General features: G+C 63.7%; 14 protein-coding genes and 2 pseudogenes. 3 read left to right on the top strand and 13 right to left on the bottom strand.

Annotated features, from left to right (window positions below; all coding sequences use genetic code 11):
* Window positions 1-328, top strand: a pseudogene (locus tag HY852_RS15645) (hypothetical protein); the annotation flags it as partial.
* A 34-nt stretch (window positions 329-362) separates the two neighbouring features.
* Here the strand turns inward: HY852_RS15645 and HY852_RS15650 are convergent.
* The 11 genes and pseudogenes from HY852_RS15650 to HY852_RS15700 form a co-directional block, all read right to left on the bottom strand.
* Window positions 363-623: a DUF3551 domain-containing protein gene (locus HY852_RS15650; protein WP_291605677.1), complete on the bottom strand. Its 261-nt coding sequence runs from the start codon at window positions 621-623 to the stop codon at window positions 363-365.
* Window positions 624-752: 129 nt separating this feature from the next.
* Complete coding sequence (locus tag HY852_RS15655; protein WP_291605678.1) at window positions 753-1,679, bottom strand: polyphosphate kinase 2 family protein; 927 nt, start codon at window positions 1,677-1,679, stop codon at window positions 753-755.
* Window positions 1,669-2,653: pseudogene (locus HY852_RS15660) on the bottom strand (branched-chain amino acid ABC transporter permease); the annotation flags it as partial. The gene HY852_RS15655 and the pseudogene HY852_RS15660, both read right to left, overlap by 11 nt.
* Complete coding sequence (locus HY852_RS15665; RefSeq protein ID WP_291605680.1) at window positions 2,650-3,531, bottom strand: branched-chain amino acid ABC transporter permease; 882 nt, start codon at window positions 3,529-3,531, stop codon at window positions 2,650-2,652. The pseudogene HY852_RS15660 and the gene HY852_RS15665, both read right to left, overlap by 4 nt.
* A gap of 14 nt (window positions 3,532-3,545) precedes the next feature.
* Window positions 3,546-4,250 (bottom strand): ABC transporter ATP-binding protein, encoded by a 705-nt coding sequence (locus HY852_RS15670; RefSeq protein WP_291605681.1) that lies wholly within the window; start codon window positions 4,248-4,250, stop codon window positions 3,546-3,548.
* Between the two features lie 3 nt (window positions 4,251-4,253).
* Window positions 4,254-5,021: an ABC transporter ATP-binding protein gene (locus tag HY852_RS15675; protein WP_291605682.1), complete on the bottom strand. Its 768-nt coding sequence runs from the start codon at window positions 5,019-5,021 to the stop codon at window positions 4,254-4,256.
* Between the two features lie 29 nt (window positions 5,022-5,050).
* Entirely contained in the window at window positions 5,051-6,361 is a 1,311-nt protein-coding gene (locus HY852_RS15680) for an ABC transporter substrate-binding protein (protein ID WP_291605683.1), read from the bottom strand.
* A 125-nt stretch (window positions 6,362-6,486) separates the two neighbouring features.
* Window positions 6,487-7,191 (bottom strand): NUDIX hydrolase, encoded by a 705-nt coding sequence (locus HY852_RS15685; protein WP_291605691.1) that lies wholly within the window; start codon window positions 7,189-7,191, stop codon window positions 6,487-6,489.
* A 27-nt stretch (window positions 7,192-7,218) separates the two neighbouring features.
* Complete coding sequence (locus HY852_RS15690; protein WP_291605684.1) at window positions 7,219-8,247, bottom strand: ABC transporter substrate-binding protein; 1,029 nt, start codon at window positions 8,245-8,247, stop codon at window positions 7,219-7,221.
* A 168-nt stretch (window positions 8,248-8,415) separates the two neighbouring features.
* Entirely contained in the window at window positions 8,416-9,204 is a 789-nt protein-coding gene (locus HY852_RS15695) for an ABC transporter permease (protein ID WP_291605685.1), read from the bottom strand.
* The gene (locus tag HY852_RS15700) at window positions 9,204-10,022 is read right to left on the bottom strand and encodes an ABC transporter ATP-binding protein (RefSeq protein ID WP_291605686.1); all 819 of its coding nucleotides are present in this window, start codon (window positions 10,020-10,022) and stop codon (window positions 9,204-9,206) included. Before HY852_RS15700 ends, HY852_RS15695 begins: the two co-directional genes overlap by 1 nt.
* Window positions 10,023-10,189: 167 nt before the next feature.
* On the opposite strand from HY852_RS15700, the gene HY852_RS15705 reads away from it, so the two are divergent.
* Entirely contained in the window at window positions 10,190-10,987 is a 798-nt protein-coding gene (locus HY852_RS15705; protein ID WP_291605687.1) for an ATP-binding cassette domain-containing protein, read from the top strand.
* Window positions 10,984-12,543, top strand: coding sequence for an ABC transporter permease/substrate-binding protein (locus HY852_RS15710; RefSeq protein WP_291605688.1), 1,560 nt, complete (start codon window positions 10,984-10,986; stop codon window positions 12,541-12,543). The genes HY852_RS15705 and HY852_RS15710 overlap by 4 nt, the downstream gene beginning before the upstream one ends.
* Window positions 12,544-12,575: 32 nt before the next feature.
* Here HY852_RS15710 and HY852_RS15715 read toward each other — a convergent pair whose 3' ends face one another.
* Both HY852_RS15715 and HY852_RS15720 read right to left on the bottom strand, forming a co-directional pair.
* Window positions 12,576-12,971 carry a rhodanese-like domain-containing protein gene (locus tag HY852_RS15715; RefSeq protein ID WP_291605689.1) on the bottom strand — a complete coding sequence of 132 codons (396 nt, stop codon included), beginning with the start codon at window positions 12,969-12,971 and terminating at the stop codon, window positions 12,576-12,578.
* Window positions 12,972-13,085: 114 nt separating this feature from the next.
* Window positions 13,086-14,143 (bottom strand): sulfatase-like hydrolase/transferase (locus HY852_RS15720; RefSeq protein ID WP_291605690.1); only part of this gene is annotated, 1,058 nt, incomplete at its 5' end.

Raw genomic sequence — 14,143 nt, forward strand, 5'->3', positions numbered from 1 at the left:
GGACGGCTACCAGATCAAGCCGCATCCGGACACGCGCAAGAAGGTGGTGACGATGCAGCTCTATTGTCCGACCGACGACGGCCAGCAAGCGCTCGGTACGACGCTGTATCGCGCCTCTCTCAAGGGCCTGTTTCACGTCGGCTCGTATTGCCTCGAGCCGGTGAAGACCATCCCGTTCCTGCCTAACACGGGATATGCCTTCGTGGTGCTGAAGGCCTATCACTCGCTCACCAGGATGAGCTGGCACGGCCGTCCGACCATCAAGACAAACCAGCCGCGCATCACCCTGCTCAATACCTTCTACATGAACGAGCAGGTCGGCTTCTGACACGGGCCCTGACGCCGGCCGATCCTCACCGCGCCTAGTAGTACGGCCGATAAGCCCGTGACCGGCGCGCCCTTGGGCCCTGGTAGTAGGGATTCACCACGCACATGGCGTGACGTCCCGAGGCCGATGCCCGACACTGGTTGATATTCGAATACCTGCATTCGTAGTACGAGTCGTTGAAGCCGGTGAAGATCTGCAGGCAAACCGGGTAGCTCGGGTCGTAGGTCTGGGCGTGCGCCGGCGCGGCGGCAAGGACCGTACCCAGCGCAAGGATCGTGCAAGCCAGTAAGCGCATCGGAACCTCCTTCACAAATTTTGGTCGCATGGCCTTGGTTGAATCAACCTGTCGGCGCGCCCAGTTTACCCCGCAGCGCATTGCGGGGGAGAGGGAATTCCAGTTCGATCGGATCCGGTTTATCAAGCATCAGCCGGCCCTGGCGCGGCCCTTGCGTTCATGCTCCAGCGCCTTGCGCACCGTCTTGAATTCGCGCAGCGAGGCCTTGTCGGCGCGCGGGTATTGCAGATTGAGGCCGTCGAGCGTCGAGACGATCACCGAGCCGATGACGACGCGCGCGAACCACTTGTGGTCGGCGGGCACGACGTACCAGGGCGCCGCCGGCGTCGAGGTGTGCCTGACGATGTCCTGGTACACCGCCTGGTAGCGCGGCCACAACGCCCGCTCGGAGACGTCGTTCATGGAGAACTTCCACTGCCTGGAAGGATCTTCCAGCCGATCGAGAAAGCGCTGGCGCTGCTCTTCCCGGGAGAGGTTGAGAAAGAACTTCAGGATCACGGTGCCGTTGCGTGACAGGTAACGCTCGACGGCGGAAATATCCTCGAACCGCTCACGCCAGATGTTCTTCGTCACTAGCTTGTGCGGGATCTTCTCCAGTTCGAGGAGATGCGGATGCACCCGCGTCACCAGGCACTCTTCGTAATAGGACCGGTTGAAGATGCCGATGCGGCCGCGCTCCGGCAGCGCGATCATGCAGCGCCACAGGAAATCATGATCGAGCTCGTGGCTGGTCGGCTGCTTGAACGAGTAGACCTGACAGCCCTGCGGGTTGACGCCCTCGAAGATGGCCTTGATCGCGCTGTCCTTGCCCGAGGCGTCCATGCCCTGGAAGATCAGGAGCAGCGACCAGCGATCCTGCGCGTAGAGCTTTTCCTGGAAGTCGCTCAGCCGCTTGCGGTTGGCATCGATGATCCTCTCGCCTTCCTCCTTGTCGAGCCCGCCTCTGGCGTCGGTCTTGTGGGCCTTGAGGTGAAATTTTCCGGAGCCGTCGACACGGAAAGGCGAGATGAACCGATCCAGCTCGGTGACAAGCGATCGGGAAGAATTCCTGTTCATGCGGCCGGAGAGGGTTTGCGTTGCAGCTTCACTCGTTCAAGCAAGCTACCAAGGATGCCCTTGGGAAGGAATATGATGAAGAGAACGAGAAGCACGCCATACACGAGATTGTCCCAACCGACCGCCTGGGTGCCGAAGCCGATGCGCAGCGTTTCAGCGAGCAGGATCGTGATGATGGCGCCGACCGTGGGCCCGAAGGAGACATAGAGGCCGCCGACGATCGCGGCAAACACCATCTGCAGCGACACCGCGATACCGCTGACCACGTCAGGCGCTATGAACATCTGATATTGACAATAGATTGCACCGGCGAGTGCCGTCATCAGCGCACTGATCAGCGTGATCTTCAGTTTCTCCGCCGTGACGTTGATGCCGGCGGCAGCCGCCGCGTCTTCGTCCTCCGAGATCGCCTCCAGCGCATACCGGCTCATGCTGCGATCGATCCAGTGCCAGATCAGAAGGCCGCCGACCCAGACCGCAAGCGCGATCAGATACCACGTCGTCTTGTCGTCGAACTGCAGGGCAAGCAGGCCGCTGCCGCGTGTGCGGTTCGGAGTGTAGCCAAGCGAGCCGCCGGTGTAGTCGCGCGTCGCCGTAACCACCTGCAGCACGATGCCCGAGAGCGCCAGCGTCACCAACACGAAATAGTGCCCGGTGATGCGGAAGCGGAAACAGGGGTAGCCGACGACAAGCGCCAGCGCGCCCGCCGCCGCCATGCTCAAGGGGATGCCGATCCAGGGCGACAGGCCGAGGTGATTCCACAACAGCGCCGTGACATAGGCACCGATCCCCATGAATCCGCCATGTCCGAGCGACACCAGGCCGAACCGTCCCATGATCGACCACGAGGTGTAGGCGAACGACCAGATCAGGATCAGCACCAGGATGTGAAGGTGATAGGGATCCCGATAGACGAACGGCAGCGCAATCAGCGCCGCGAGCCCGGCGATCCCTGCGGCAAGCCGTCCCTTCATGAGCGCCTCGCGAGCAGCCCTGCGGGCCGGATGAACATCATCACGATGAAGAAGGCAAAGGCGAGCACATAGCCCCACTCGAGATCCGAGTACAGTCCGCCGAGCGAGATGATCTCGGCAAAGACGAACGAGGCGATGAATCCGCCGATGAAGTTGCCGAGCCCTCCGAGCACGCAGATCAGGAAGGTGATCGGCCCGAACGACAGACCGACAAAGGGATGCACGTCGTACTGCAGCACCAACAGGCAGGCAGCGAGCCCGGCGAGTGCGCCTCCCAACGCCGAGGTGACGAGATAAATCCGCCTGGCGTCGACGCCCATGAGCGCCATGATCTGCCGGTCCTGGGAGATGGCGCGGATGGCGGTGCCGGTAAACGTTCGCGTCATGAAGAGATAAACCGCCACCATGGCGATCAGCGCCGCCGCAAACGACAGCAGCCGCGCGTAACTGAAGTTCATGTCGCCGAGTGCCAGCACCGGCAGGCGGATGCCGAGATTGCGGAAGTCGACCCCGAACGCCACCGTGGCAAAGCTCTGCAGCACGAACAGCACGCCGCCGGTGGCGAGCAGCTGGTTGATCGGCGGCGCGGTGAGCAGCGGCGCAATCACGAGGTAATGCAGCAGCGCGCCGAGGACGGCCACCAGCAGAATGGTGATGGGTGCCGCGATGAAGTAGCTGATGCCGTAATACTGAACGATGAAATACATGGCGTACATGCCGATCATCACGAGCTCGGCATAGCAGATCCAGGTCACATCGATGACGCCGAAGATCAGGTTCAGCCCGAGCGCGAGCAGCGCCAGCACCCCGCCGAGCAGGATGCCGTTGATCACGGCCTCGACCAGATAGATGTCGAAGAATTCAAGAAATCCCTGCATGCTCCCCGCCGTTCCTACACCCCGAGATAAGCTTCCTTGACGGTATCGCTCGCCAGCATCTCGGCGGAGGTTCCCGACGTCCGGATCTTCCCCGCCTCGATCAGGTAGGCGCGATCGACCACGCGCAGCACCTGCTGCACGTTCTGCTCGACGATCAGAACCGTCAGCCCGCTTGCGCGAATGCGTTTGACCAGTTCGAACACCTGCTGCACCACGACCGGGGCAAGCCCGGCGGAGGGCTCGTCCAGGAGCAGGAGCTTCGGCTTCGACATCAGCGCGCGCCCGATCGCGCACATCTGCTGCTCGCCTCCCGACAAGGTGCCGGCCATCTGATGGCGGCGCTCCCTGAGGCGCGGAAACAGATCGAACACAAATCTCAGCCGCTCGGCATAGCTGGCGCGAGCCCCCGGCATGAAGGCGCCCATCTTGAGATTGTCCTCTACGGAAAGCCGTGGAAAGAGCCGCCGGTTTTCCGGCACGTGGGCAATACCGAGACCGACAATGCGATGTGTCGGGGTTCTGGCCACGTCCACGCCCTCCATACGGATCGATCCGCGCGTGGGCCGGATCAACCCGGAGATTGCGCGCATGAGCGTAGTCTTGCCGGCGCCGTTCGGACCGATGACGCCGACCGCCTCGCCCGCCTTCACGTCGAGATTGACATCGAACAGCGCCCGGAAGCTGGCATAACCTGCATCAACCGACCGCAGTTCGAGCATGACTCAGCCTCCCGCCCGCCGCCGCGCTTCGGCGGCCGCGGCCTGCGTCGTTTCCGCATCGGTGCCGAGATAGACCTCGATCACGCGCGGGTCGGCGGCCACCGCGCTTGGCAGACCTTCCGAAATCTTCTCGCCGTGGTCGAGCACCATCACGCGGTCGACCACGCGCATCAATACGCCCATGATATGCTCGACCCAGATGATGGTGATGCCGAGATCGTCTCGGATCCGGCGCAGCATGTCGGCTGCCTGCTCCATCTCGGTCTCGTCCAGGCCGCCGAGGCTCTCGTCGGCGAGCAGGAGCTTCGGTCCGGTCGCGAGCGCCTTTGCAAGCTCAAGCTTCTTCAGACCGGCCGCGCCAAGCCCGTCGACGGTCGCCCGGCGATCCGTCGGCAGGCCGACCATGGCGAGTGCTCGCTCCGCGGCCTCCTCCGCTTTTGCACGGCTGTGGCGGCCCTGGCCGTAGAAGCCGGCCAGGGCCACATTCTCGAACCGGCTCAGGCGCCGAAACGGGCGCGGGATCTGGAAGGTGCGCCCGATGCCGCGATTGATGATCCGATGCGGCGCGAGTCCGGCGATCTCGTGGCCGTCGAAGACGATCGACCCGGCGGTAGGCGTCAGCGTGCCGGAGAGCATGTTGAAGATCGTGCTCTTGCCCGAGCCGTTGGGTCCGATCAGGCCCAGAATTTCGCCCTGATCGACGCTGAACGACACATTGTTGACTGCCCTGAAGCCGCCGAAGCGCTTCACCAGCCCACGAACCTCCAGCACCGCAATGCTCCGCCGTTTCGACGCCCGCGCTACTGATTGCTGTAGGTGGTACCCTTCGGCAGCGGCAGCACAGCCTCGCGCTGCGCCTGGCTCTTGGGCCACACCACATAGGACTTGTCGTCGATATACTGGATGACGACCGGGAACGAGCGCTCGTTCTGGCCTGCCATCGGCGTGCCTTCGCCGTGGAACTTCACGCCGAAGCCAAGCATGGTTCCGCCCTCCGGCAGATCGACCTCGAGCGCCGCCTTGCGCAGGGCATCCGGATCGACGCCGCCATATTTCTTGATCGCGCGCGGCAACACCTCGGTCAGGAACACATAGGTGTTCGACGCCGCCATGCCGACATGGGCGGAACGGATGGCGACGCCCGGCTTCCGCTTGTCGAATTCTTCACCGACCATCTGGATCATCGGAGGCAGCTTCGGATCCATGGCCTTCTGGTTGGCAAGCCAGATCGAGATCGGATCGGCGTTGAAGACGTAGTTGACGTCGGTGCCCAGGCCTTCCTTCAACTTCTCATAGACCCCATAACCCGCGCCGTGGCCCATCAGCGCACCGAACTTCAGCCCCTGCTCGCGCGCCTGCCGCAGCAACAGTGTGATGTCGGGATTGTAGCCGGTGTGGAAGATCACATCGGGCCGGGCGCGCTTCAGCTTCGTTACCAGGGCGGACAAATCCGGAGCAGTCGCCGAATAGCCTTCTCTCAGCACGATGTTGAAGCCGGCCTTCTTGGCGCCAGCCTCGTTGCCCTTCGCGACATCGACGCCATAGGCACCGTCCTCGTGGATGATGGCAACCCGGAGGTCCTTTGGATCCTTGCCGAACTTCTGCTTGGCGTTCTGGGCAATGAAGTCCATCGTCATCATGCCGAACTGGTCGCCGCTGGCCTGCGGACGGAACACATATTTGTAGTTCTTGTTCTCGAGCACGGCCGAGGAAATGCAGGTGGTGATCCACATGAACTTCTTCAGCTGCTCGACGCGCGCCGCCACCGGCACGCACTGCGCCGATGAGAAGAAGCCGAGCAGCATGTCGACCTTTTCCTGCTCGATGAGGCGGATCGCTTCATTGATGGCGACGTCCGGCTTGCTTTGGGCATCGGCATAGATCGCCTCGATCTTGTAACCCTCGACGTCCTTCTTGCTGAACTGGTCCAGCATGATTCTGGCGCCGGTGTACTGCAGCTCCGAACCGCCTCCCGCGAGCGGCCCGGTCAGGTCGTAGATCACGCCGATCTTGATCTTCTTCTCCTGGGCCTGGGCGGAAACCGCCAAGCCCGTCGCCGCCATCGCGACGATCAGCCCACAGAACAAGCGGGCAGCCTTGCGCACGCGCATCAAAACCTCCCTGGACGATTTTGCATTGCATTATAATTCTTGTTTTTTCCCATCACATGGGCTGACGCGAGCGATGTCAAGCTGAATAGCGCCGCCCAGCAGGGTTGGACGCTGCGCCAAACGTCTCAGGCCGAGGCGAGCTGCTGCTCGAGGAATGCGGTGACGAAGCGCGGCATGCTCGGCCTGAAATCGCTGCTGTCGCGCACGAGATGGATCGCAGCGAGTTCCGGATGTACCTGCTGCTTAAGATTGGCCTCGATGCGCGACCGCACCGCTTCGCCCGGCATGTCCGCATCGAGAATGCGGATCATCGCGATCGCGGGGCCTGTGACGACGCAGTGCCAGTGCGGATCGCACCTGTAATCGGCCGGCGTCAAACCGGTCTCCTCCTCGAGTTCGCGGGCGACGCTGCCGGGGATATCCAGAACGTCGCCGTTGATGTCGTCGAGGTCGGGCGTCCCGGAAGGGAAATAGACGCGCCCGGCATTGGCCGTGTGCTCGCCCATCTCGCCGAGCACGAAGGCGCCGTCGGAGGCGCGCAACGCGCCCATGCCGAAACCGTTGAACACGGAATGATCCGGAAAGCCCCAGTCACGCCAGGCGAGAAAGCTTGCGAAGTCGGTCTCGAAAAAGCTTGCAGCAAGACGGCCGCCGGAGAAGCGCGCATCGCGTCCGAGCAGCACCCGGCCGTTCCAGAGTTTTGGCCGCTCGCGCTGCCTGGCGGCAAAGTGCGCATCGATCTCGGCGCGCCGCTGTTGCGCGAAGGGCCAGGCAAAGGGATGCACCACCAGATCGAGCGTCGTGACGCGATGAATGGCGGGAGGCGTCATGACGCTCGACTTCATCTCCTCCTTGGCCTACTTGGCATTCAGTCCCGTGGTCTTCCTGGCCTGATCGACGAACTTGTTGGTGAAGGTCTTGCTGACGTCGATACGCGCGTTTGCCACTTCGGGCGAACCGACGCTGAATACCGAAAGCACGGCTTCGGCGCCCTTCGGATCCATTTTGCCGGTCTGCGAATACATCGGGATCGTGTTCTTCAGGGCGGCGAGATAGAGGTTCTTGTCCTTGCCGACGATTTCCTCGGGCATCTTCGCCATGATCTCTTCGGGAGAATGCGAGTGAATCCAGTCAATCGTCGCCACGATCGCATTGGTCAGCGCCTGCGCCTCCTTCTCATGCGAATTGACCCAGGCCGCGGTGCTGTAGAGCGAGCCGCCGGGATATTCGCCACCGAAGGTCTCGAGCGTGTCCTTCTGGGTGCGGGTGTCGCTCAGAATGCGCAGGTCCTTGTGGTTGCCCTGCAGCACGGTGACGGCGGGATCGAGCATCACGGCGGCGTCGATCTGTCCCTGCTGCATCGCGGCCACGGCGGTCGCACCTAAGCCGACGCCGATGACGGCGGTGCCCGCCGGATCGAGCCCGTTCTTCTTCAACAGGAACTTGAGGAAGAAATCGGTCGAGGAGCCGGGCGCGCTGACGCCGACCTTCTTGCCGGCGAGATCCTTGATCGACTTGATCTCGCTGGTGTGCGAGGGCGAAACCACCAGCACGAGACCGGGATAACGGTCATAGACCACGAAGGCCTGCATCTCCTGCTTCTTGGCGGCGAGGTTGACGCAGTGGTCGAAATAGCCGGACACCACGTCGGCGCTGCCGCCGAGCACGGCCTTGAGCGCATCCGAGCCGCCCTTCAGATCGACGAGCTCGACCGCCAGACCCGCCTTTTCGTATTCGCCGAGCTGCCTGGCGAGCACCGTCGGCAGATAGCACAGGCAGGCGCCGCCGCCGACCGCGATGGTGACCTTGCTCTGGGCCGCGGCAAGGCTCGAGGTCAGGACCAGCGCGAGCAGCGTCGCGGCAACCCGGGCAAACAGGTTCTTCATTGGTTTCCTCCGTTAGGCGGCGGACAATAGAGCAGCGCGCGCGCGATCGCAATTGAGGCGCCAGCACCTCCATTTCCGTCATTGCGAACGAAGCGAAGCAATCCAGATTGCGCCCGCGGATGCAGGCTGGATTGCTTCGTCGCTTCGCTTCTCGCAAATGACGCCGCGTTACCCTCTCTCCTCGGTCGCGGTCGGACGCCAGACCAGGAGCCTGCGCTCGACCAGCGTCACGCCCATGTCGATCAGGATGACGAAGGCGGACAGCACGAACATGCCGGCGAAGACGCCGGCGACGTCGAAGATGCCTTCGGCCTGCTGGATCAGATAGCCCAGCCCAGCGGCCGAGCCGAGATATTCACCAACGACGGCGCCGACCACGGCGAAGCCGACCGAGGTGTGCAGCGAAGAGAACATCCACGACAGGGCCGAGGGCCAATAGACGTGGCGCATCAATTGCCCCTCGCTCATGCCCAGCATCCTGCCGTTGTCGAGCACGGTGCGGCTCACCTCCTTCACGCCCTGGTAGACGTTGAAGAAGACGATGAAGAACACCAGCGTGACGCCGAGCGCGACCTTGGACCAGATGCCAAGGCCGAGCCACAGAGTGAAGATCGGCGCCAGCACCACGCGCGGCAGCGCGTTGACCATCTTCACATAAGGGTCGAACACCGCGGCAACGCGCGGCTGGCGGGCGAACCAGAAGCCGACCATCACCCCGCCGAGCGAACCGATGGCGAAAGCCAGGAGCGACTCCCACAGCGTGATCCAGAGGTGCTTCCAGATCACCCCGGTCGAGAACCATTTTATGATCTGGGCCGCGACGTCGATGGGGTTGGAGAAGAAGAACGGCGGCAGCAGGATACGGCCGAACACCGGGACGGAGGCGAAGAACTGCCACATGATGATGCCGACCACGGCAACCAGCAACTGCAGGGCAAGCAGGGTCATACGCGACATCAAATCGCCTCCGCGCTTGGCGAGCCGTGCGCATAGCTCTTCATCACCTCGGCCTTGAGCACGCCCCAGATCTCGCGGTGCAGCGCGTGAAAATCCCTGTCCAGGCGCACCTCGAAAATGTCGCGCGGACGGGGCAGCCCCACCTGCCAGTTGCCGATGATGTGCGAGGACGGTCCCGCCGACATGATCACGACGCGGTCGGCCAGCGCGATCGCTTCTTCGAGGTCATGGGTGACAAAGAGCACGGCCTTGCGATCCGCACTCCAGAGCTCAAGCAGGAGATTGCCCATCACCTGGCGCGTCTGGGCATCCAGCGGACCGAACGGCTCGTCCATCAGCAGGATCTTGGGATCGCGGATCAGGACCTGCGCCAAGGCCACGCGCTTGCGCTGCCCCCCGGAGAGCATGTGCGGATAGCGGCCGGCGAACGCGCCCAGACCGACGGAAGCGAGCCAGTCCTGTGCGCGCTTGAGCGCCTCTGCACGGGGCGTGCCCTTGACCTCGAGCCCGATCGCGACGTTGTCGAGCGCCGTCTTCCACGGAAACAAGGCATCGGCCTGGAACAGATAGCCGGCCTCCCGGTTCAGCCCTTCGAGCGGCTGATCGAACACTTTGACGCTGCCGGATGCGGGCTTGAGCAAGCCGGCCGCGACGTTGAGCAAGGTCGACTTCCCGCATCCCGTAGGGCCGACGATGGCGACGAACTCGCCCTGTGCGACCGAAAGATGGGCCTTCTCCACCGCGGTATAGAGGCGCCCATCCGCTACCCGGAAAGCTACCGTGGTGTCGTCGAGCGCGACTGCTGTCGGCATTGCCATGTGCAAAATCAGTTCCTTCCGTCCTGGCTTGATGCCTTAGCGTCTTGTCGCGCCAAGTTCAACGAAGGGCCGGGACGTGCTAGTTGACGTGATGGTTGAAGATGAAGAACTTCGTCCTCCCCTGAAAAGGGAGCGAGTGAGACGCACTCATTGAGGCAGCGAGCCAGATGCCCAGCGGGACCATGATCGGCTATGCGCACGTCGCCAAGAGTTTCCCGGGGAGCGATGGAGCGCGCGTGAGAGCAGTCGACGGTGTTTCGCTCGATATTGCGCCGGCCGAGTTTCTCGCCATCGTCGGCAGCTCAGGCTCCGGCAAATCCACCCTGCTCCGGCTCACCAACCGCCTGATCGAGGCGGACAGCGGCAAGATCACCATCGAGGGGAAAGATGTCGGCGACAGCGACCCGGTCATGTTGCGCCGCCGCATGGGCTACGTCTTCCAGAGCGGCGGGTTGTTTCCGCATATGAGCGTCGCCGACAATATCGGCATCACACCCAGATTGCTGGGCACGCCGCCGCAACAGATTTCCTCGCGCGTCGACGAACTGCTCGAATTGGTGCGGCTCGATCCCACTGAGCATCGCCATCGCCTGCCGCACGAGCTCTCCGGCGGCCAACGCCAGCGCGTCGGGGTGGCGCGGGCGCTGGCAGCCAGCCCGCACATCGTGCTGATGGACGAGCCGTTCGGCGCGCTCGACCCACTCACCCGGGATGGTCTCGGCGAGGACTATCGCGCGCTGCACTCCAAGCTCGGGCTGACCACGGTCATGATCACCCATGACATGACCGAAGCGATCCTGCTTGCCGACCGGATCGCGGTAATGGGCGGGGGAAAGCTGCTGGCGCAGGGCACGCCGGCGGAGCTCGCGGGCAGCGATGACGCTTACGTGACCGAGCTTCTCCGCACCCCGCGGCGCCAGGCCGAGCGGCTTAGCTCGCTGTCGGGCCCTGACGGTGCGGCATGAGCCCGTTTGGCGATCCGCGCGTTCCCGAAGCGCTGGGCCATCTGCCCGATTATCTCGGCAACCACGTGCGCGTTTCTCTCGCGGCGCTATTGCTTGGGCTGATCGTCAGCCTGCCGCTCGCAATCCTCACCCGCAGGCACCCGCTGATGCGCGGCGCCCTGCTCGCCTTCGCCAGCGTGGTGCAGACCGTGCCGGGACTGGCGCTGCTGGCGCTGTTCTACCCGCTGCTGCTCGCGGCCTCCGCGCTGACGCTTGCCTGGTTAGGCTTTTCCTTCTCGGCGTTCGGCTTCCTGCCGGCGATGCTGGCGCTGGCGCTCTATTCCATGCTCCCGGTCCTGCGCAACAGCATCACCGCCCTGAACGGCATCGACGCCGGCCTGAAGGAAGCGGCACAAGGCGTCGGCATGACCGAGCGGCAATCGCTGTTCATGATCGAGCTTCCGCTGGCGCTGCCAGTGATCATGGCCGGCATCCGCACCGCGGCGGTCTGGGTGATCGGCACCGCGACGCTGTCGACGCCGATCGGACAGACCAGCCTCGGCAACTACATCTTCGCCGGCCTGCAGACCCAGAACTGGGTGTTCGTGCTGTTCGGCTGCGTCGCGTCGGCGGTGCTGGCGCTCGCGGTCGACCAGCTGCTCGGCCTGATCGAGAACGGCTTGCGCCGGCGCAGCCGCGTTCGCACCGCGCTCGGCGGCATCGGCCTCGCGGCCCTGCTCGCGGCGACGCTTGTGCCCTCGATGGCGCGACCCGTCTCCAGCTATGCCGTCGGCGCCAAGACGTTCACCGAGCAATATGTGCTGTCGGCGCTGATCAGCGATCGCCTGCGCGATTCCGGCCTTGCGGCGACGACGCGGGCGGGCCTCGGCTCCAGCGTCATCTTCGAGGCGCTCGCAGCCAGCGATGTCGACGTCTATGTCGATTATTCCGGCACGCTGTGGGCCAACCAGTTTCACCACAGCGACGTCAGGCCGCGGGAAGAACTCCTCAAGGAGCTGCAGAGGCTGCTGGCGAAGCAGGACATCACCCTGCTCGGCGAGATCGGCTTCGAAAACGCCTATGCGCTGGTAATGCCGCGCAAGCGCGCCGAGGCGCTCGGCATCCGTTCGATCGCCGACCTCGCGGCGCGCGCACCCGGCCTGTCGATCGCCGGCGATTACGAGTTCTTTTCGCGGCCCGAATGGATCGGTCTCAGGCAGGCCTATGGCCTTTCGTTCCGCGCCCAGCGGCAGATGCAGCCAGACTTCATGTATGCGGCGGTCGCCTCCGGCGAGGTCGACGTGATCGCGGGCTACACCAGCGACGGCTTGATCGCGAAATACGATCTGGTCGTGCTGGACGATCCGAGGCACGCGATCCCGCCTTACGATGCGGTCCTGTTGCTTGCGCCCAGGCGCAAGGACGACGAGCGGCTCAAGGCTGCGTTAGAGCCGCTGCTCGGCAGGATCGACATCGCCACCATGCGCGAAGCCAACCTGCGCGCCAGCGGCAATGATGCGACGTCGTCGCCCGATGCGGTGGCGCGCTGGCTTTGGGAGAGGATCGGAAAGCGCTAAGCGAGCTGCATACAACGGCGCGCTGTTCCCCGTCACATGCCCGGCTCGATCGGCTTCTCGACCGGCGCACCGCTGTCCGCCCAATCCTTGAAGCCGCCGATATTGTAGACGTTGGCATAGCCCATGTCCTTGAGCACCTTGCCGGCGAGCGCGGAGCGTCCCCCCGAGGCGCAATAGAGGATCACGGTCTTGTCCTTGGAAAAATTCTTGTCGTGATAGGGCGATTCCGGATCGGCGCGAAACTCCAGCATGCCGCGGGAGACATGCACGGCGCCGGCGGCCTTGCCGCTCTTCTCGATCTCGGGCGCATCGCGCACGTCAAGGACCAGCGCGTTGCCCTTCGCGATCATCTCCTGGGCTTGGGCCGGCGTGATCTTGGGTACCGCCGCGTTCGCGGCTTCGAGCATCTGCTTGACGGTAAGGGCCATGGTCGCAACTCCCGATAGGTCAGTCGTCGTTTGAGATTGTAGACCGTACGATGGGCCAAGCGAAGCGTGTCCACGAGCAACGGGCCAAGGCTCCCGGGAACCGGTGCCGGCGCGTTACAGGCCGTGGATGAGGCCGGCGCTGATCAGCAGGCGGTTGAAGCGGCGCGCCTCGGCGCCGTCCTTGCAGGCATAGAAAACCCCCTTGCAGCGCAGCATGATCTGCTTCTGCTCGGCGAAGGACGGATCGAGCGGGATGCCGGCCGCTTCCTGGACCACCAGCGGCAGATAGGGTCCATCGATGGTATCCATCACGGCCTCGCTCCGCACCGGCTGGAAATTGACGGCATCGATCGCGTAGTAGGTCGCGTAGTAGCTCGGGTCGTAGTTCTCGAGCTTCTTGCCGAGACCAGCCTCGTCAAGCCCCGGTTCGAGGATCTGGGGGGCGAATTCCGGCTGGTGATCGCCGTAGCGCACGATCAGGAACGGCTCGGCCGGGAACTTCCTCTTCAGCGCGGCAAGAAACGCCTTGTACTGCTCGGCGCTCATCGCCTGCCGGCGCAGATATTCGTCGACTGAGGGCACGTTGCCGGGTGCGCGCCAGGACGGCATCAGGTCGGGACGAAAACGCGTCTCCCACGGGAAATGATTTGCGGCGAGATAGATGAAGGTGAACAGCGGCTTGTTCGGCGCCTTCTGTGCCATCAACTGAACCGCCTTGTCGTAGAAGAAGCTGTCCGGCTCGACGTCCTTGGCGCCGAGATCGTGCGCATCGTAGAACCGCTCGATGCCGGTCGTGGTCTGGAAGCTGCGCGCGCTCATGAACCCGCCATGGGCCGGATATAGCGAGATCGTCTCATAGCCGCAGCGGCGCAGGGCCAGCGGCAGCCCGCGCTCGACCCGGCCGGAGGCGATGCGGGTCACGAAATAGGCGAAGCGGCCGAACGAGCGCGACGACAGGCCCGCCAGCACGTTGTACTCGGTGAACCAACTCGGCCCGCCACTGCTTTCGGCGAGGAAGGTCCGCTGCTTGCCGTCGAAGGAATTGAAGTGGCTGCCATAGCTCGGCGGAACCTTGATGCCCTTCGCAGCGCGGATGTCGAAGCTGGATTCGTCATGGATCAGGATGATGTTGGGCCGCCGGCCCGCCGGATGGCAGGAGTCGAGGAGCGGAA

The sequence above is a fragment of the Bradyrhizobium sp. genome (assembly GCF_016213215.1).
Taxonomy (GTDB): domain Bacteria; phylum Pseudomonadota; class Alphaproteobacteria; order Rhizobiales; family Xanthobacteraceae; genus Bradyrhizobium.